An 18615-nucleotide genomic window follows, 5' to 3' on the forward strand; every position below is an offset into this window, starting at 1 on the left:
TCCGTGCCTCAGGCTGGCCCGGTCCCGCTCACCGCGTACTCGGGCCGGGACGCGCCCGCGGCCCGGCGGTCCACAATGGACTGGAGGATCTCCCCGACCCGGACGGCGGTGTTGGACAGCAGCGACGACGTGATGCCGTGCGTGTGCTCCGTGCCGCCCTGCAGGTAGATCCCGCCGTCCAGCGGCGGTTCGGTGACGATCCGGTAGTCGCGCTCGACCCGCAGCCTGCCCTCGTCGTCGCGCGCGCAGGCGGAGGCCAGCTCACCGAGCAACGGTGTCGGGTCCGCCGGGCTGTACCCGGTGGCGTACACGACGAAGTCGGCGTCGAGCCGGGTCCGCTCCCCCGTCTCCAGCGCTTCGACGGTGACCCGCACTTCGGAGCCGGTGTCGGTGACCTCGGTGGGGCGGGAGACGTTGATGAGCTTCAGCCGCTCGATCCCCTGCACCTTCTCGCGGTAGACGCGCCGGTACAGCTCGTCGATGAGTTCGATGTCCACGGCCGAATAGTTGGTCGCCCCGTGGTAGCGCATCAGCCGGTCCTTGACCTCAGCCGGCGCTTCGTAGAACCGCCCGACCGCCTCGGGGTCGAAGATCCGGTTGGCGAACGCGCTGTCGTCGGCCGGGCTGTAGCCGTACCGCGCGAACACCGCGCACACCTCGGCCCGCGGGAAGCGGTCGTGCAGCAGCGCGCTCACCTCGGCCGCGCTCTGGCCGGCACCGACGACGACGAACCGGCGCGGCTTCTCGGCGGACATGCCCTCCAGCCGGTGCAGGAGTTCGCTGTTGTGCCAGATCCGTGTGCCCGGCGTCACACCTTCGGGGAGGTTCGGCCGCAGGCCGGTGCCCATCACCAGATTGCGGGCGCGCAGATTCACCAGTTCGCCGTCGGTCCGCGCGTGCACGTCGAAGAACACGATCTCGTCGCCCTCGAAGACGGGAGTCACGGAAAGTACTTCCGTACCGTAGGAGACCAGGTCGTCGACCTTCTCGGCCGCCCATTCGAAGTAGTCGTGGAACTCGATCCGCAGCGGGAACAGGTTCTTGTGGTTGATGAAATCGACCAACCGGTCCTTGCTGTGCAAATACGACAGGAAGCTGAACGAACTCGTCGGGTTCCGCATCGTCGCCAGGTCCTTGAGGAAGGACACCTGCATGGTCGCGTTGTCGATCAACATCCCGCGGTGCCAGCCGAAACGCACCTGGCGCTCGAGGAAGTGGGCGGTGACGGTCTCCGCCCCCGGCGCGGCGTTGTGCTCGGTGACGGCGATGGCGAGCGCGAGGTTCGAGGGACCGAACCCGACCCCGACCACGTCGTAGACCGGAACCCGTTCACCGACCACTGCTCGTGCCATCTTGAACCCCTAGCGCGGCTCAGCCGCATCTCGGTACTTCGTTACAAAGACCAGGGAACCCTAACCTAAGTTAGGTGAGGCTCAACTAGTACTTTCAGTGGTGATGTTCATCCCTCGACCAGGAGGAGGCCGGTCCCATGCGGGTCGCCATGTTCGGATACCAGACCTGGGGACACCGCACCCTGCGGGCGTTGATCGACGCGGGCCACGATGTCGCCCTCGTCGTCACCCATCCGAAGAGTGACCACGCCTACGAGAAGATCTGGTCCGATTCCGTCGCGGACCTCGCCGGGGAGAACGGCATCCGCGCACTGCTGCGGCAGCGTCCCGACGACCCGGAACTGCTGGCGGAGCTGAAGGAAGCCGATCTCGACCTGATCGTCGCCAACAACTGGCGCACCTGGCTGCCACCCGAGATCTTCGAGATGCCGCGGCACGGCACCCTGAACGTCCACGACTCGCTGCTGCCCGCCTACGCCGGCTTCTCGCCGCTGATCTGGGCGCTCATCAACGGCGAGAAGGAAGTGGGCCTCACCGCCCACATGATGGACGCCGACCTCGACGCCGGCGACATCGTGCTGCAGCGCGCCGTGCCGGTCGGTCCGAAGGACACGACGACCGATCTGTTCCACCGGACGGTCGAGCTCATCGCGCCGATCACCACCGAGGCGATCGAGCTCATCGCGAGCGGCGACTACACACCGGTCAAACAGGACAGGTCGAAGGCCAGCTTCTTCCACAAGCGCGCCCTTGAGGACAGCCTCATCGACTGGTCCTGGCCCGCCGAGGAGATCGAGCGGCTGGTGCGCGCGCAGTCCGATCCGTATCCCAACGCGTTCACTTATCACCGAGGGAAGCAGCTGCGCGTGATCCGCTCGTCGGTGTCGGTGGGTCACTACGGCGGCACCCCCGGCCGGATCTTCATCCGTGAGGGTGACGGCGTCGTGATCGTCGCTGGGCCGGAGTCGCGCCGGGGCCGGTCGCACGGTCTCGTCATCGAGCGGGTCCGGACCGAGGACGGCACCGAACTGACCGCGAACGAGTACTTCCGCACCATGGGTGGTTATCTCACCTCGCGCCCTTAAGGTGGCCCACGGTTCGACAGCCACCCTGGAGGGAACGTCATGCCCGAGAAGATGACCGACGATCAGCGCCGCGCCTTCCTCGCCGAAGGCACCCGCACCGCCGTCTTCGCGACGGTCCGCCCGGACGGCAGGCCGCACGCGGTCCCGATCTGGTTCGCCCTCGACGGGGACGACATTCTGGTCAACCTGGGCGCGGACACCATCAAAGGCAAGGCGCTCAAGGAGAATCCCCGCGTCTCGGTGGTCGTCGACGACCCGGTGCCGCCCTACTCGTTCGTGAGCGTCGAAGGGGTCGCGGAGATCGTTTCGGCCCCGGACGGCGTCCGAGCGGGTTCGGAGTCGATCGCCCGGCGGTACCTCGGTGAAACCGGGCAGGAGGCCATCGATGGCTGGCTGGCGTACGCGACGTCTCCGGGCAAGGTGATCGTGCGGGTGCGGCCGGAGCATTTCGTGGCGATCGCGAAGGTCGGCAGCTGAGAGGCTTCGGTCTCCGCACCGGTTTCCCTTGCCCGCCCGAGTCCGTGAAGGCCTCCTTGCCTACCTTCAGGGTAGGCAAGGAGGCCTTCACTACCTTGGTGACCGCCACGTAGGCCCCCTTCCCCCGGCTCAGCCGAGCGAAGGGGGCTTCATGTACGGGGGGAAGGCGAGAGCCTGCACCGAACCGGCGGTCTCGCGTGACTGGATGGACGACACGGCCCGGACTTCGCCGAGTGTCGTCCATCCCCACACGCGTGTCGTCCGTCCGGCGTGATCGGACGGACCACTCACGAAACCCGATGTACCGCCGAGCGGGAGCCCTCTGGCCGCCGCCACCGTTCGGCGCCAGGATGACCCCGTGGCCGAGATCGTTTTCGACGAGAACACCCGTTCCTGGCTCATCGGCGCGGCATCCACGAGTTACGCGCTCAGGCTGACCGAGGACGACACGCCCTCCCACGTCTACTGGGGTCCTGCACTCACCGCAGACCAGGTCACCGACCTCCTCCCCCGGACAAAAGAACGCTGGGACTCCTTCAACGATCCCAACGAGGGACTCGACGAACTCGCCGCCGACGGCGGCACCCGGTACTGGACCCCCGCCCTCCAGGTCCAGTTCGCCGACGGGACCCGGGCCCTCGAATGGCGCTACCTCGGCCACGATATCGACGGCGGACAGTTGCGCGTCCGGTTCCGCGATCGCCACTACCCCCTCCGGATCACGCTCGGCTACCGCGTCCCGGAAGGCACCGACGTCATCGAGCGCTGGACCGAACTCGGCCACGACGGCACGGACGGCCCGATCGAGATCATCCGGGCCGACTCGGCGACCTGGGTCGTGCCGGACCGGCCGGGCTACCGGATCAGCCACGTCACCGGCCGCTGGGCAGCCGAAAGCCAACTGCTCCGCGAGCCCGTCCCCCACGGCGAAACGACGTTCGGCAGCAGGCGCGGCAACACGAGCCACCACGCCAATCCGTGGGTGATGCTCGACGACGGCGAAGCCACCGAGCGGCACGGCGAGGTCTACAGCGCCGTGCTCGCGTGGAGCGGTTCGTGGCGGATCACCACCACCCGCTCGTCCACCGGCCGCCTCACCGTGACCGGCGGTTTCGGTCAAGACGGCGTCGTCCCCCGGCTCGCACCCGGCGACACGCTCACCACACCGGTTTTCGCCGGGTTGTACACCGAGGGCGGATTCGGTGCCGCGAGCCGCGCCTGGCACGCGTACACGATCGGCCATGTCCTCCCGCATCCCGGCGAGCTCCGGCCGGTGCTCTACAACTCCTGGGAGGCAACGGGTTTCGACGTCAGCGACGCGGGGCAACGCGCGCTCGCGAAAAGAGCGGCCGCGCTCGGCGTGGAACTGTTCGTGGTGGACGACGGCTGGTTCGGCGCCCGGACCGGTGACCACGCCGGCCTCGGCGACTGGCAGGTCAACCGGGAGAAGTTCCCCGACGGCCTCGGACCACTCGTCGCCGAAGTGCATCGCCTCGGCATGAAGTTCGGGCTCTGGGTCGAACCCGAAATGGTCAATCCGGACAGCGATCTCCACCGGGCCCACCCCGACTGGGTCCTCCATCATCCACATCGGACTCGGTCGGAGCTCCGGCGGCAACTGGTCCTCAACTTCGCCCGCCCGGACGTCGCCGAGTGGGCGTTCGACACGCTCGACTCCCTCGTCGGCACGCACGGGATCGACTTCCTGAAATGGGACATGAACCGCCCGTTCAGCGAGGCGGGCTGGCCCACCGACAGCAATCCGGACAGGTTGTGGGTGGAGCACACCCGCTCGGTCTACTCGATCATGGACCGCCTGCGCGCCCGCCATCCCGGCCTGCGGATCGAGGCGTGCAGCGGCGGTGGCGGCCGGATCGATCTCGGGATCATGGCCAGGACGGACCAGGTCTGGACTTCCGACAACACCGACGCGCTCGACCGGCTCGTCATCCAGCACGGCTACGGCCAGGTGTACCCGGCGCGCGCGATGGCGGCGTGGGTCACCGACGATCCCAACTTCGTAACCCGGCGATCCACGCCACTGCGCTTCCGGTTCCACGTCGCGATGACGGGGGTGCTCGGTATCGGCGGCGATATCGTGAAGTGGTCCGAGGAGGAGCTGGACCACGCGCGCGAACAGATCGCGCTGTACAAGGAGATCCGGTCCATCGTCCAGCACGGCAGGCTCCATCGTCTCGTGCCGCCTGCCACCGATGGCGTCTCCGCGCTGCAGTACGTGGCGGCCGACGGCGGACACGCGGTGGTGTTCGTGTTCCGGCAAGCGGCACATTTCCCCACTCACGAACGACTGGTCCGGCTCGACGGACTCGACCCCTCCGCCCGCTACCGCGACGAGGACACCGGAAAGGTGTGGCACGGTGCCTCGCTCCTGGCACACGGCCTGTTCCCGGGTTTGCCGGAGGGCGACTTCGCCAGCGTCGTGATCCGGCTGACGAAGCTCTGAGCGGCCAAATAGATCCGATGTATCTCCCCCTTTCGGCGCATTTGAGCCACAGAAGCCGCTTGACATCACTCTAGACATCCGATCGAATGCCGTCGTATATGAGACGCCGTGCATCGCCGCGAGAAGGGTGACTGGGGCATGAGAAGGTCCTTCGCGTTGGGAGCCGCACTACTCCTCGCCGCGAGCCTCACCGGATGCACCGTCGGCGGCGGGACGAACGCCTCCGGCAGCGAGATCACCTTCCTGACGTTCGAGACGCCGAACCTCCCACCGTCCTATTGGGACTCCGCCATCAAACGCGTCACCGACCGCGATCCCGGCCTGAGCGTGAAGAAACTGGTCGCCCCGTCGACCGACCGCACCGGCTACGCCAAGCAGCTGTTGCAGTCCGGCCAGTTCCCCGACGTCGCGATCGCCATCGACTCCGCCGGTTTCGCCGAATCGGGCAACCTCTACGCGTGGACGCCCGAGGAGCTCGAGGACTTCCAGTTCCCGGCGGCCAACCCGATCAAGGGCGGACACCATCAGCTGCCCGCCAACACCCAGACCATCCCGCCGATCTACTACAACAAAAAGCTCTTCGCCGACGCCGGGATCACGTCGACGCCGAAGACGTGGAACGAACTCCTCGCCGCGTCGGAGAAACTGAAGGCGAAGGGCATCACCCCGTTCACCATCGGCGGCGGCAAGGAAGGGTTCCCGTCCGCGATGCTGCTGGACGGCCTGGTCAGCGTCGACGTCTACGGCAGGACACCGGACTGGCTGTCCCAGCGCCGGGCCGACCAGGTCAAGTTCACGGATCCGGCCTTCCAGCAGGCATTCGGCAAGTTCGCCGACCTGGTGGCCAAGGGCTACCTCGACAAGACCCAGGTCTCGCGGGACTACTCGGCGACCGAGGCGGCCTTCCTCAACGGTGAAGGCGCCATGTACCCGATGGGCAACTGGTTCGCCGCCAGTGCCGACGCCAAGAACCCGCCGTTCGAGATCGGCGTCTTCAATTTCCCTTCCGAGGACGGGAAACTTGTCGTGCCCGCCTACACCGGCGGCGGCATCGTCGTCAACGCCAAATCGCGGAACCTCGACGCGGCAAGGAAGTTCGCGCTCGCGTTCCAACTCGACAAGGAGCAGATCGACGCCTCGGTCAAGGCCGATGGCCTGTTCCCCGCGATCAAGGGATACACGCCGCCCTCCGACGTCGGCCCGGTCTTCAAGGCGGGCTACGACCTGTACCAGGAAGCCGTCGCGAAGAACGCGATCGTGAACGCCTTCAGCTGGGAAACCGCGGACGACGGGCTCCTGCCGGGGATGAAGGACAAGGTCTACCAGGCCGCGCAGGACGTCATCACCGGCCGCAAAACGGTGGCCGACGCGTGCGCGTTCCTGGACAACGAATGGGCGAAGGCACGCTGACACCACGATGGGGAGAAAACCGATCCTGCCGCGGGTGTGGCATTTCGCCTCGTTCGGCGCGCCCGGCGTCGTCATCTACCTCTGCTTCGTCATGGCGCCGATCCTCATCAGCTTCGGCTACAGCCTGACGAACCACAATCCGTTCAACCCGCCCGCGGAATTCGTGGGCCTCGAGAACTACCGGTCGCTGTTCCAGGACGAACAGTTCCTGACCGCGCTGCGGGTCACGACGATCCTGACCGTGATCGTCGTGGTCGTCCCGAACGTGCTGGGGCTCGGCGTCGCGTTGCTGCTCGACCGGAAAGGCCGGCTGTACAACGTTCTGCGGAGCGTGTTCTTCACGCCCGTGATCCTCAGCTCCGTCGTGGTGAGCATCATCTGGACGAAACTGCTCGACGACCGGGGCCCGGTCAACGACGCGCTCCGCGCCCTCGGCGTCGAGCACCCGCCGGGCTGGCTTTCGGATCCGGATCTCGCGCTGTACTCGGTCGCGTCGATCGTGTGCTGGCAGATGCTGGGATTCTGCGTGGTCGTGTATCTCGCGGGCTTGCAAGGTGTCCCGGCCGAACTGCTGGAGGCCGCGGAGATCGACGGCGCCGGACCGGTCCGCCGATTCCGCGCGGTGACCTGGCCGCTGCTCGCGCCGTCGCTGACGATCAACACCGTCGTCCTGCTGATCTCGGCGTTCAAGACCTACGACTACGTCAAGGTGGTCACCAACGGCGGGCCGGGTTCGGGGACCACGGCCACCATCGCGTTCGACGTCCTCGCCACCGGCCTCGACGCGAACCATGTCGGCTACGCGTCCGCGATGGCCGTCGTGATGCTGGTGATCGTGGCGGCCCTGACCACGATCGTGCTGCGGTTCCTGCGGCGGCGGGAGGTGGACCTGTGACCACGAAACTCCGGCCCGCCGCGGCGATCCTGGCGAGCGCGCTCTTCGCCGTGCCGCTGTACTACGTGCTCGTCAACGTCTTCAAACCCGGCGACCAGATCGCCCAGGAGCCGGCGTCGGTCCCGCTGCCACCGACGCTGACCAACATCCACGCCGTCCTCACGCGGCCCGACGGCCTGTTCTGGGTGAGCCTGGCGAACAGCCTGCTCGTCACCCTGCTGTCGATCATCGTGCTGACCGTGCTCTCGGCCATGCTCGGGCACTATCTGGCGCGTTCCGGCAAGCGATGGACCAAGGTGCTCGCGCTGATCCTGTTGGCCGGCTTGATGATCCCGCCGCAGGTGATCCTCATACCGGTCACCGAGGTGCTGCGGCTGACCGGGTTGATGGCGACGATCCAGGGCTTGGTGCTGTTCAACGTCGGCTACTACGTACCGTTCGGCGTCTTCGTGTTCACCGGGTTCATCCGCGGGGTTCCGGTGGAACTCGAGGAGGCCGCGCTGCTCGATGGCGCGAGCAGGACGCAGGTGTTCTGGCGGATCGTGTTCCCGCTGCTGCGCCCGGCCACGGCGAGTGTGCTGATCTTCCTCGGGGTGTGGATCTGGAACGATTTCATCGACCCGTTGATCATCCTCGGCCCCAGCCAGGGCACGACGATCACCACCGGGATCTACCGGTCGATCGGGCAGTACCAGGCGGATCTCGGCAGCGTGTTCGCGTTGATGTTCCTGGCGACCCTTCCGGTGCTGATCTTCTACCTGGCTTTGCAGAAGCAGTTCGTGAAGGGGCTGACCGGCGGGGCGACCAAGGGCTGACCTCCTGCCGCATTTAGTCCTCTGAATGCGCTGAGCATTCAGAGGACTAAATGCTCAGAGTTCCGTGACCTTGCCCTCGGCGACTTCCAGCCGCCGCGTCGTCGCCACCGCGTCCAGCATCCGGCGGTCGTGCGTCACCAGCAGTAGTGTCCCCGGATACTCCGCCAGCGCCGACTCCAGTTGCTCGATCGCGGGCAGGTCGAGGTGGTTCGTCGGCTCGTCGAGCACGAGCAGGTTCACCCCGCGTGCCTGCAGCAGCGCCAGCGCGGACCGGGTCCGCTCCCCCGGCGACAACGTGGCCGCGGACCGGAGGACGTGCGCGGCCTTGAGCCCGTACTTCGCCAGCAGCGTCCGCACGTCGGCGTCGGCCAGTTCCGGGACCTCGCGGGCGAAGGCCTCGACGAGCGGAAGGTCGCCGAGGAACAGCTTCCGCGCCTGGTCGACCTCACCGACCACGACACCGGAACCGAGTGACACGGCGCCTTCGTCGGCCGGGACCCGTCCGAGCAACGCCGCGAGCAGCGTCGACTTCCCGGCACCGTTGGCCCCGGTGATCGCGACCTTGTCCGCCCAGTCGATCTGCAGGTCCACCGGGCCGAGGGTGAACTCGCCCCGCCGCACCACCGCGCCGCGCAGGGTCGCCACGACCGCGCCCGCCCGGGGTGCGGCGGCGATCTCCATCCGCAGTTCCCATTCCTTGCGCGGTTCCTCGACGACTTCGAGCCGCTCGATCATGCGGTCGGTCTGCCGCGCCTTCGACGCCTGCTTCTCCGTCGCCTCGCTCCGGAACTTGCGGCCCACCTTGTCGTTGTCGGTGGCCTTGCGCCGGGCGTTCTTGACGCCCTTCTCCATCCACGAACGCTGCATCGCACCACGCGCTTCGAGTGAGGCCTTGGTGTTCGCGAACTCCTCGTACTCCTCACGGGCGTGCCGCCGCGCGACGGCGCGTTCCTCCAGGTACGACTCGTACCCGCCGCCGTAGGTCCGCACCTGCTGCTGCGCGTAGTCGAGTTCGACGACGCGGTCCACGGTGCGGGCGAGGAATTCCCGGTCGTGGCTGACCAGCACGGTCCCGGCGCGCAACCCGGTCACGAACCGTTCGAGCCGTTCCAGCCCGTCGAGGTCGAGGTCGTTGGTCGGCTCGTCGAGCAGGAAGATGTCGTACCGGCTCAGCAGCAGCGACGCCATCCCCGCTCGGGCCGCCTGCCCGCCCGACAACGACAGCATCGGCTGGTCGAGGCTCACGGTGAGCCCGAGATCCGCGACGACCTCGCCCGCCCTGTCGTCCAGGTCGGCCCCGCCGAGCGCGAGCCAGCGGTCGAGCGCGAGACCGTACGCGTCGTCCGCGCCGGGTTCGCCCGCGATGAGCCCTTCGGTGGCGGCGTCGAGCGCGGCCTGCGCGGCGGTGACGCCGGTGCGCCGGGAGAGGAACGCGCGGACGGACTCACCCTCACGGCGTTCCGGCTCCTGCGGGAGGTGACCGACGGTGGCCGTCGGCGGGTTCAGCCGGACGCTGCCCTCTTCCGGCGGGACGAGGCCGCCGAGGGTCTTCAGCAGGGTCGACTTGCCCGCCCCGTTGACACCGACGAGACCGATCACTTCGCCGGGCGCGACGACCAGGTCGAGACCGGAGAACAGAACGCGGTCGCCGTGGCCGGCGGCGAGATTCTTGGCAACGAGTGTGGCGCTCATGAGATCGGTAAGTCTACGGGGGCCGATTGGACACCTCGTGGTCCCTCGGAAGAGTGGCAAGTATCCAAGCGATCACGGAACGTGGGTAGCCTGGTTGTTCTTCTGGACCCGAACGAATCCCCGAGCATTGAGGTCGGTGACAGCAAATGGCGGACTCCGCCACCCCGGTCCCCGTCGTCCACCAGCAGAAAGGCGGTACCCGTAGGCCGACGTTGAGCAGGCGGCGGGAAGTCGGTCATGCCAGCGCGCGGTCGCTGCTGATGACGATCCTCGGCGAGTACGTCCTGCTCCGTGACCAAGCGATCTGGACCTCGACGCTGGTCGAGGCGCTGCGCGTGCTGGACATCGAGGAGAAGTCCGCACGGCAGGCGCTGGCCCGTTCCTCCGCCGAGGGCTGGGTCGTCTCCGAACGCGTCGGACGAAGAGTGCGCTGGTCGCTCACTCCACCCGGCAGGCGCCTCCTGACCGAAGGCGCGGAACGGATCTACGCGTTCGGCAACGAGGAGAAGACCTGGGACGATCGCTGGCTGATGCTGATCGTGTCGGTCCCCGAAGCGAAGCGGGATCTCCGGCACAGGCTGCGCACCCGCCTGACGTGGGCCGGGTTCGGTTCGCCGGTGGCCGGTGTCTGGGTCAGCCCGGATCTCAGCCGCCAACGGGAGGCCCAGCAGATCGTGCAGGAGCTCGGCCTCGACGCGCAGGCGATGTCGTTCACCGCCGCCTACGGTGACGTCGGCGATCAGGAGACGATGGTCGCGCGGTCCTGGGACCTGAGTGACCTCAAGGACCGCTACGAGGACTTCATCGACCGGTTCACCGGGTTACATCCATCCGGTGAACGCGGCGTCCTGCGGGCGCAGACCGAACTCGTCCACGAATGGCGCAGCTTCCCGTTCCTCGATCCCCGGCTTCCGCTGAAACTTCTCCCCGACGGTTGGAGCGGCGTGCGCGCGGCGGACCTGTTCCACCGCAAGCACGTCGAATGGCGACCAGAAGCACAGGCGCAATGGGACGAACTCGTGGCGGCGTCGGGCTAGGGTCACGGAAAACGACCCCATCGGAGGGAACCCGCCTTGGCCGCCTCGATCCGCCTCGACCGTGAAGCCGACCTCGCCGTCCTGACCATCGCTTCGCCGCCACTGAACCTCTATACGGCGGATCTGCAGGCCGAACTGGGCGAGGCGATCGGTGAACTGGAGGCCACGCCGCCGCGCGCGGCGCTGATCCGCGCCGAAGGGAAGATCGTCAGCGGTGGCGTGGACGTCTCCCTGTTCGACGCCCAGTCGAGCGCGGCCGAGGCGAAGGTGCTCTTCGACGAGATGCTGGCGATCCCCGACCGGATCGCCGCGCTCCCGTTCCCCACCGTGTTCGCCGCCCACGGCCTGTGCCTGACATGGGCGTTCGAGGTCGCGGTCGCCTGCGACCTCATCCTCGCGAGCGAGAAGGCCAAGTTCGGCCTGGTCGAACGGGTCGTCGGCCTGACCCCGACCATGGGCGGCACGCAGCGGCTCGCCGCCCGCGCCGGCGTCGGCCGCGCCAAGGAGTTCGTGATGACGGGCGCGACCTACGACGCCACGACACTCGAACGCTGGAACGTGGTCAACCGGGTGCTCCCGGTGGACGGCTTCGACGAGGCCGCACGCGCCTTCGCGACCGACCTCGCCCAGGGGCCGACGAAGGCGCACGCCGCCACCAAGAAGGTCCTGGAGCACTACGAGCACGGCGGCGTCGCCGAGGCGAACGAACACATCACGACGATCGCCGCCGGGCTCTTCGACACCGAGGACCTGCGCGGCGCGGTGAAGTCGTTCCTCGCCGACGGCCCCGGCAAGGCGACCTTCACCGGCCGCTGATCCGCTATGGCCGCTGGCCGACCGCGTCCACGACGCCGGACGCGGTCACCGCGGTCGAATTCGTGCCCAGGAACTGGAACGTGTCCGCGGTGAAGACGATCACGATCGGCTCCGCGTCCGGACCGTCGCTGGGCTTCAACGGCCACGTGATCCCGACTCCGGGCCTTCCCGCCGCGTCGTGGGCGGTCTCCACGACCCGGAGCCGGGGCACCTTCGCCGCGGCTTCGAACAGGGCGGCGCGAGTCGCGGGCGACAGGTAGTACCCACTCGCCAGCTCCTGGATGTCCTTGCCCATCGCGTTGTAGTCGCCGTCCTCACCGGAGTGGTGGGCGTTGAGGTAGGCGAACATCGCGTCGGCGCCGGTGGGGAGGTCACGGCGATCGCGGACGGTCGGCTCGCACGGCTCCGTGACGCCCTTGAGCGGTTCTTCGCCCTTGTACGCCTGCGCCCGCCCGTTCCGACAGCCCGGAAGCGGGAACGAACTTCCGTCCGCCTCCTTGATCACCCCGTCGTGGGTGCCATCGGCCGAAAGCCACGATTCCCGTTCGCCGTGGGGATCCTTGGTCTTGGTGTAGAGGAATTGGTCGGGCCTCGGCGGCGTGGCGGGAGACTTCAGCGCGGCCGCGGCGGCGTTCCGGAGCACCGTCACGGGATCCGCGGCGGCCGAGGGTGGTTCGAGACCGACCTGCTCGACGGGCGCCAGCGCGACGACCGCGGTGATGGCCGCGGCCAGCCCGGCCGCGCCCGCCCCGGTCCAGACCCAGCGCCGCCGTTTCCGCAGCGGCACCACGTTTTCCGCTTCGGCGGCGGCGATCTCGGCCATCAAGCGCGCCCGCGCCGGGCCGAGTGCACCGGATTCCGCGAGCGGCACCGAGCCGGTCCGCTCGGCGATCAACTGCAGCTCATCCATGGGTGGAGATCTCCTTCGAAGTCGTGGTGTCCGGGCGCCCCAGCGCCTCGCGGACCTTGCGGCGGGCGCGGTTGAGCCGCGAGCGGACGGTGCCGAGCGGAATACCCAGCGCCGAGGCCACTTCCTCGTAGCTCAGGCCTTCTCCGGCGAACAACGTGAGCGCGTCCCGGTCTCCGTCGTTCAGTTCCGCCAACGCGGAGTCCAGCAGCTTCCCCATCGCCTCGGCTGTCACCTGTTCCGCGACGCGCTCGGCGTGTCCTTCTTCGTGAGACGGCGGGCCGAGGGCGTCCCGCAGCTTCAGCTCCCTGGTCTCCTCACGGCGCCGCTGCGCCACGAGGTTGGTGGCGATCCCGTAGAGCCATGGCCTGGCGTCGCGGCGCTCGGTGTCGTAGCCCTCGCGTTTGCGGAACGCCACGAGGAACGCCTCCCCCAACGCGTCGTCGGCGGCGGCGGGCCCGATGCGCCTGACCAGGTAACGGTGGATGTGCGCGGCATGCCGGTCGAAGATCGCGGAGAACCAGTCCGGCCTGGTCACCGATCTCGCGATCAACTCAGCGTCTTCGAGATCGCCCGGATCCGCCCCAGATGAGCTCATGGACCGCCCTTCGCCGTTCGTCAGTGTCACCTGCTGTCCGCGGCCGGGGCCGAACGGGTTCACGACCGCCGAATCGGTCTAGACCTTTTATGCGTCCCGCGCTACATTCAAGTGTGGTCTAGACCACACGCGCCATCATTCAGAGCAGGTCAGTCTCGCCGCCTCTTTTGGAGAGAACCGCCATGAGACGCACCCGAAAACGACTACTCAGCGCACTCACCGTGACACTCCTCGCCGCCGGGCTCCTGGTAGCCGCGGGCACTCCGGCACTAGCGGCGGGCCGCCTCCGCGCCGCCTTCACCTTGGCCGGAACCACCGGTGAGTACACCGTCACCAACCCCAGCGGCGAAACCGTCGCCGACTGGTCCATCACCTTCACCGTCCCCGCCGGTGTGACCGCCACGAGCGGCTCGCACGCCACGGTCTCCCAGTCGGGCGACCAGGTCACCCTCACCCCGGCGTTCTACATCAAATCGCTCGCGCCGGGCCGTTCGACCTATCCCTACAGCCCGTCGTTCCGGCTCAGTTCCGCGGTCAACCCGCTCACGTGCCGGATCGACGACGCGAACTGCGACGGTTCCGGCGACACACCGCCGTCGACACCGTCCAACCTGCGGCTCGTGGCGAAGACGACCACGACCGCCGCACTGGCCTGGAACGCCGCCGCCCCGGGCTCCCTGCCCGTCGTCGGCTACGACGTCTACCAGGGCACCACGCTGGCGGCCTCGGTCACCGGCACCGAAGCGAGGATCACCGGGCTGACGCCGAACACGGCGTACAGCTTCACCGTCGTCGCCAAGGACCGGAAGGACGCCAAGTCGCCGCCCACCCCGGCACTGGCGGTGACCACCAACAACCCGAGCGACGACACCCAGGCACCGACCGTGCCGTCGGGCCTCCGCTCGACGGCGGTCACCTCGGGCTCGATCTCGCTGGCGTGGAACGCGTCCACCGACAACACCGGCGTCGTCTCCTACGACGTCTACCGCGGCACGACCCTCGCCGCCACGGTGACCGGGACGACCGCGACGGTGACCGGGCTTTCACCGTCCACTTCGTACTCTTTCACGGTCAAAGCCCGCGACGGTTACGACAACGTCTCCGCCGCCAGCGCCGCCGTCAGCGCTCGCACCGGAGACATCGTGAACGGGTACGCCCGGGTCGGCTACTTCGTCCAGTGGGGCATCTACGGCCGCCAGTTCTTCGTCAAGAACCTGGTGACCAACGGATCCGCCGCCAAGCTGACCCATCTGCTGTACGCCTTCGGGAACATCGACCCGGTCAACCACACCTGCCTTTCGGGTGTCACCAAGGGGACGACGTCGAACCCCCAGGACCCGAACCAGGGTGACGGCGCCGGCGACGCGGAAGCCGACTACTCACGGCCGATGTCCGCCGCCCAGTCCGTCGACGGCGTCGGCGACACCGGCTGGGAGACGCTGCGCGGCAACTTCAACCAGCTGAAGAAGCTCAAGGCCAAGTACCCCAACCTGAAGATTCTCATCTCCTTGGGCGGCTGGACCTACTCGAAGTACTTCTCCGACGTCGCGGCCACGCCCGCGTCGCGGCAGAAGTTCGTCGCGTCGTGCATCGACACGTACCTCAAGGGGAACGTGAAGCCGTACGGCGGCGCCGGCGGTCCGGGTACGGCCGCGGGCATCTTCGACGGCATCGACATCGACTGGGAGTGGCCGGGCAGCCCCGACGGGCACCCCGGGAACCACTGGAGCGCCAACGACAAGACGAACCTGACCGCTCTGCTCGCCGAGTTCCGCACGCAGATGGACGCCTACGGCGCGACCACCGGCAAACGGTACGAACTGCAGGCGTTCACCCCCGCCGACCCGGCGAAGGTGAAGGGCGGCTGGGAGATCCCGAAGATCTTCGACTACCTCGACGTCGCGAACGTGCAGGGCTACGACTTCCACGGCTCCGGCAGCGACAACTCGTGGGAGCCGAACCGCACCGGCCACCAGGGGAACCTCTACGCCGACGCGGACGATCCGTACAACTTCAAGTTCAGCGTGGAGTCGGCGATCAACGCCTACACCGAGGCCGGGGCCAATCCACGGAAACTCACCCTCGGCCTCGCCTTCTACGGGAGAGGCTGGCAAGGAGTCGCGGACGGTGGCAAGAAGGGCGAATGGCAGAGCGCGACCGGAGCCGCGCCAGGCCAGTTCGCCGAGGAAGCAGGTACTCGTGGCTACGCGAATCTCTTGGCCAGTGTCCCCAACTGCGCCGTCCAGCACGACACCGCGGCCGTGGCCACGTCGTGCTACACGGGCAACGGAGGGCAATGGTGGACCTTCGACGACGCCTGGTCCATCCAGCAGAAGGTGGCCTGGCTCAAGACCAGAGGGCTGCTCGGGGTCATGGCCTGGGAGATGTCCGGTGACACCGGATCCCTCATGACCACGGTGGACAACTCGCTGAAGTGACGACTCCCTCGCGCGTGGTGAGCCACGCGCGAGGGCTTCACCTCCACCTCGGCTTGCTGCACAGTGTGCTTCGTGACTTCTGCGAATGATGACCCGACTCTGCTCATCGCCGGCTCCTACACGGCGGCGAGCAACGGCAGCGGCGAGGGCATCGGCACGTTCTGGCGCGACGCGCGGACCGGGGAGCTGACCCCGGCTGGTTCGCTCGCGCTGGACTCGCCGAGCTGGCTGACGCCGCACCCCACGCTTCCTGTGCTCTACGCGGTGAACGAAACGGCCGAAGGCGCGATCACCGCGGTGGCCGTCGCCGAAGACGGCACGCTCTCGGCGCTGAACTCGCTGCCGACCGGCGGGGCGGATCCGTGCCACCTGGCGGTCACTCCCGATGGCCGGTACCTGCTGTGCGCCAACTACAGCGGCGGCAGCCTGGCCGCTTTCGCGCTGGGCCCGGACGGAGTGCCCACCGTGCGGACGGCGCTGGTCCGGCACGAAGGCAGCGGCCCGAACCTCGAACGGCAGGAGGCGGCGCACGTCCACATGGCCGTCGTCGACGAGACCGGGACACTGGTCAGCGCGGTCGACCTGGGCACGGACGAGATCCGCGGCTACCGCCTCGGCGAAGAGGGCGAGCTGATCCCCTTGTCGGTGTCGACGCTGCCCGCGGGCACCGGTCCGCGGCAACTGGTCCGGCGTCCCGGCACAAATCACGCGTACGTCGTCGGCGAACTGGCCGCCTCGCTGGTGACAGTGCGCGAAGAGCCACCAGGCACGTTCGCCGTCGAGAACGCCGTTCCCGCGACGCTCGAACCCGGCCGCGAGAACCTCCCGGCACAGCTCGTCCTGCACGAAGACCGGCTGTTCCTGTCGAACCGGGGTCCCGAGAGGATCACGGAGTTCACGTTCGACGGTGTGCTTCCGCAGGCCGTCGCCGACCATCGGACCGGCGCATGGCCGCGGCACTTCTCCGTTGTCGGCGAGCATTGCTATGTCGCGTCGCAGAACTCTGACGCGATCCAGGCCTACGAACGCGCGACCTGGCGCCTGATCGGCACTTATCCGGTCGGAAGCCCGGCCTTCATCGGTGTCTGGCCGCACTGATCCGTTCAGCCCGCTGAACGGGCGGGCCTTCTTTCTTTTCGAGGTGAACAAAGGCCTTGACGCACCTGGTTCAGACCATGACACTGAATCGCGCGCCGCCGGTGACCTGGTTCACACCCACTCGAGGAGTCCCATGTCCCTACTGAGGAAACTGCTCGCCCTGACCACGCTCGTCCCGTTGACACTGGGCCTTTTCAGCGCCCCCGCGCAGGCCGCACCCGCCACCTTCACCCATCCCGGCGTACTGGTCAGCCGCCCGCAATTGGATTTCGTCCGCGCCAAGGTGCAGGCCGGCGCGCAACCGTGGAAACAGGCTTACGACGCGATGATGTCGAGTTCGTACGCCTCACTGTCGCGGTCACCGAAACCCCGCGCCATCGTCGAATGCGGTTCCTATTCGAATCCGAACATCGGCTGTACCGATGAGCGGCAAGACGCGATCGCCGCGTATTCGCTTTCGCTGGCGTGGTACATCACGCGCGACGCGAAATACGCGGCCAAAGCGATCGAGATCATGGACGCGTGGTCCGCGATACTGAAGGATCACACGAACAGCAACGCTCCCCTGCAGTCGGCATGGTCGGCCTCCTCGTGGCCACGCGCGGCGGAGATCATCAAGCACACGTACACGAGCTGGCCGAATTCCGGCCGCTTCGGCACTATGCTCCGGAACGTGTACCTGCCCGAGGTGATCAACGGCAGCCACAGCAACGGCAACTGGGAACTCAGCATGACCGAGGCCGCGATCGGCATCGCCGTGTTCCTCGACGACAAGGCGGCCTACGACAAGGCCGTCGCGAAGTTCCGCACCCGCGTCCCCGCTTACCTCTACTTGACCAGCGACGGTGCGCTCCCGAAGACCGCGCCCGGCAGCGGCCTGGACACCCGCGACAAGATCGTCAAGTACTGGCAAGGCCAGACGACGTTCGTCAACGGCCTCTCCCAGGAGACCTGCCGCGACTACACCCACACCGGCTACGGCCTCGCCGCCATCGCGAACTTCGCCGAGACCACCCGCATCCAGGGCCAGGACCTCTACCCCGAGATCGCCGACCGCCTCCGCGAAGGCCTCGGCTTCCACGCGAAGTACCAGATGGGCGCGGCCGTCCCGTCGTGGCTTTGCGGCGGCGACCTGAAGCTCGGCCTCGGCCCGATCACCGAGGTCGGCTACAACCATCTCCACACGCGCCTCGGGCACACCATGAGCAACACCGAGGCCCTCACCCTGCGCCAGCGCCCGGCGGGCACCAACAACCTGTTCGTCTCCTGGCAGACCCTCACCCACGCCGGCAACCCCCAGTGACCCCGTGTGGGCCACCCGAATGCGGCAGGGCGGCCCTCACGGACCGTTTTCCCAGCTCAGACACACAGTGACCCCTGGTTGCAAGCCCCCGTCCGGGACCCGCTAAAGTACTCACATCGCACTCCACGGAGCGCGGGTCCGGGCTGTGGCGCAGTTTGGTAGCGCACTTGACTGGGGGTCAAGGGGTCGCAGGTTCGAATCCTGTCAGCCCGACCGGAAGGGCCACGT

The 18615-nt window shown here is 67.8% G+C and carries 15 protein-coding genes and 1 tRNA gene; 12 read left to right on the plus strand and 4 right to left on the minus strand.

The features are described from left to right. Positions 1-8: 8 nt before the first annotated feature. Positions 9-1352, minus strand: coding sequence for a lysine N(6)-hydroxylase/L-ornithine N(5)-oxygenase family protein (locus AC069I_RS37940; protein ID WP_478236054.1), 1344 nt, complete (start codon positions 1350-1352; stop codon positions 9-11). Positions 1353-1489: 137 nt separating this feature from the next. Here AC069I_RS37940 and AC069I_RS37945 point away from each other — a divergent pair, with 137 nt between their 5' ends. From AC069I_RS37945 to AC069I_RS37970, 6 genes are all read left to right on the plus strand, one after another. Then, positions 1490-2437, plus strand: a complete 948-nt coding sequence (locus AC069I_RS37945) for a methionyl-tRNA formyltransferase (RefSeq protein ID WP_478230291.1) — start codon at positions 1490-1492, stop codon at positions 2435-2437. A 39-nt stretch (positions 2438-2476) separates the two neighbouring features. Next, the gene (locus tag AC069I_RS37950) at positions 2477-2914 is read left to right on the plus strand and encodes a PPOX class F420-dependent oxidoreductase (protein WP_478267503.1); all 438 of its coding nucleotides are present in this window, start codon (positions 2477-2479) and stop codon (positions 2912-2914) included. A 358-nt stretch (positions 2915-3272) separates the two neighbouring features. Next, positions 3273-5378 (plus strand): alpha-galactosidase, encoded by a 2106-nt coding sequence (locus tag AC069I_RS37955; RefSeq protein ID WP_478267504.1) that lies wholly within the window; start codon positions 3273-3275, stop codon positions 5376-5378. 138 nt (positions 5379-5516) lie between these two features. Further along, positions 5517-6788 (plus strand): extracellular solute-binding protein, encoded by a 1272-nt coding sequence (locus AC069I_RS37960; protein WP_478267505.1) that lies wholly within the window; start codon positions 5517-5519, stop codon positions 6786-6788. A 7-nt stretch (positions 6789-6795) separates the two neighbouring features. Then, a complete protein-coding gene (locus AC069I_RS37965) occupies positions 6796-7683 on the plus strand; it encodes a carbohydrate ABC transporter permease (protein WP_478236059.1) in 888 nt (295 codons plus the stop codon). Beyond that, a complete protein-coding gene (locus AC069I_RS37970; RefSeq protein WP_340682204.1) occupies positions 7680-8498 on the plus strand; it encodes a carbohydrate ABC transporter permease in 819 nt (272 codons plus the stop codon). The genes AC069I_RS37965 and AC069I_RS37970 overlap by 4 nt, the downstream gene beginning before the upstream one ends. A gap of 54 nt (positions 8499-8552) precedes the next feature. Here AC069I_RS37970 and AC069I_RS37975 read toward each other — a convergent pair whose 3' ends face one another. Next, complete coding sequence (locus AC069I_RS37975) at positions 8553-10190, minus strand: ABC-F family ATP-binding cassette domain-containing protein (RefSeq protein WP_478267506.1); 1638 nt, start codon at positions 10188-10190, stop codon at positions 8553-8555. Between the two features lie 146 nt (positions 10191-10336). Here AC069I_RS37975 and AC069I_RS37980 point away from each other — a divergent pair, with 146 nt between their 5' ends. Together AC069I_RS37980 and AC069I_RS37985 are read left to right on the plus strand one after the other, a co-directional pair. Then, positions 10337-11227, plus strand: coding sequence for a PaaX family transcriptional regulator (locus tag AC069I_RS37980; protein ID WP_478230285.1), 891 nt, complete (start codon positions 10337-10339; stop codon positions 11225-11227). A gap of 36 nt (positions 11228-11263) precedes the next feature. Next, positions 11264-12043, plus strand: coding sequence for an enoyl-CoA hydratase/isomerase family protein (locus AC069I_RS37985; RefSeq protein ID WP_478230284.1), 780 nt, complete (start codon positions 11264-11266; stop codon positions 12041-12043). A gap of 4 nt (positions 12044-12047) precedes the next feature. Here AC069I_RS37985 and AC069I_RS37990 read toward each other — a convergent pair whose 3' ends face one another. After that, a complete protein-coding gene (locus AC069I_RS37990; protein WP_478230283.1) occupies positions 12048-12953 on the minus strand; it encodes a CU044_5270 family protein in 906 nt (301 codons plus the stop codon). Next, positions 12946-13548: an RNA polymerase sigma factor gene (locus AC069I_RS37995; protein ID WP_478230282.1), complete on the minus strand. Its 603-nt coding sequence runs from the start codon at positions 13546-13548 to the stop codon at positions 12946-12948. The genes AC069I_RS37990 and AC069I_RS37995 overlap by 8 nt, the downstream gene beginning before the upstream one ends. A gap of 221 nt (positions 13549-13769) precedes the next feature. On the opposite strand from AC069I_RS37995, the gene AC069I_RS38000 reads away from it, so the two are divergent. The 4 genes from AC069I_RS38000 (at position 13770) to AC069I_RS38015 (ending at position 18600) form a co-directional block, all read left to right on the plus strand. Further along, on the plus strand, positions 13770-15986 hold the full coding sequence (locus tag AC069I_RS38000; RefSeq protein ID WP_478267562.1) for a glycosyl hydrolase family 18 protein: 2217 nt from the start codon (positions 13770-13772) through the stop codon (positions 15984-15986). A 72-nt stretch (positions 15987-16058) separates the two neighbouring features. Next, a complete protein-coding gene (locus AC069I_RS38005) occupies positions 16059-17084 on the plus strand; it encodes a lactonase family protein (RefSeq protein WP_478230281.1) in 1026 nt (341 codons plus the stop codon). Between the two features lie 133 nt (positions 17085-17217). Continuing rightward, a complete protein-coding gene (locus AC069I_RS38010) occupies positions 17218-18387 on the plus strand; it encodes an alginate lyase family protein (protein ID WP_478267507.1) in 1170 nt (389 codons plus the stop codon). A 139-nt stretch (positions 18388-18526) separates the two neighbouring features. Beyond that, positions 18527-18600 (plus strand) — tRNA-Pro (locus AC069I_RS38015). Positions 18601-18615: the final 15 nt, after the last annotated feature.

It is taken from the genome of Amycolatopsis sp. NPDC043885 (assembly GCF_056435685.1).

Coding starts and splice junctions, on each gene's coding strand:
- AC069I_RS37940 (WP_478236054.1), bottom strand. CDS start 1,352: ATGGCACGAGCAGTGGTCGGTGAACGGGTTCCGGTCTACGACGTGGTC.
- AC069I_RS37945 (WP_478230291.1), top strand. CDS start 1,490: ATGCGGGTCGCCATGTTCGGATACCAGACCTGGGGACACCGCACCCTG.
- AC069I_RS37950 (WP_478267503.1), top strand. CDS start 2,477: ATGCCCGAGAAGATGACCGACGATCAGCGCCGCGCCTTCCTCGCCGAA.
- AC069I_RS37960 (WP_478267505.1), top strand. CDS start 5,517: ATGAGAAGGTCCTTCGCGTTGGGAGCCGCACTACTCCTCGCCGCGAGC.
- AC069I_RS37965 (WP_478236059.1), top strand. CDS start 6,796: ATGGGGAGAAAACCGATCCTGCCGCGGGTGTGGCATTTCGCCTCGTTC.
- AC069I_RS37975 (WP_478267506.1), bottom strand. CDS start 10,190: ATGAGCGCCACACTCGTTGCCAAGAATCTCGCCGCCGGCCACGGCGAC.
- AC069I_RS37980 (WP_478230285.1), top strand. CDS start 10,337: ATGGCGGACTCCGCCACCCCGGTCCCCGTCGTCCACCAGCAGAAAGGC.
- AC069I_RS37990 (WP_478230283.1), bottom strand. CDS start 12,953: ATGGATGAGCTGCAGTTGATCGCCGAGCGGACCGGCTCGGTGCCGCTC.
- AC069I_RS37995 (WP_478230282.1), bottom strand. CDS start 13,548: ATGAGCTCATCTGGGGCGGATCCGGGCGATCTCGAAGACGCTGAGTTG.
- AC069I_RS38010 (WP_478267507.1), top strand. CDS start 17,218: ATGTCCCTACTGAGGAAACTGCTCGCCCTGACCACGCTCGTCCCGTTG.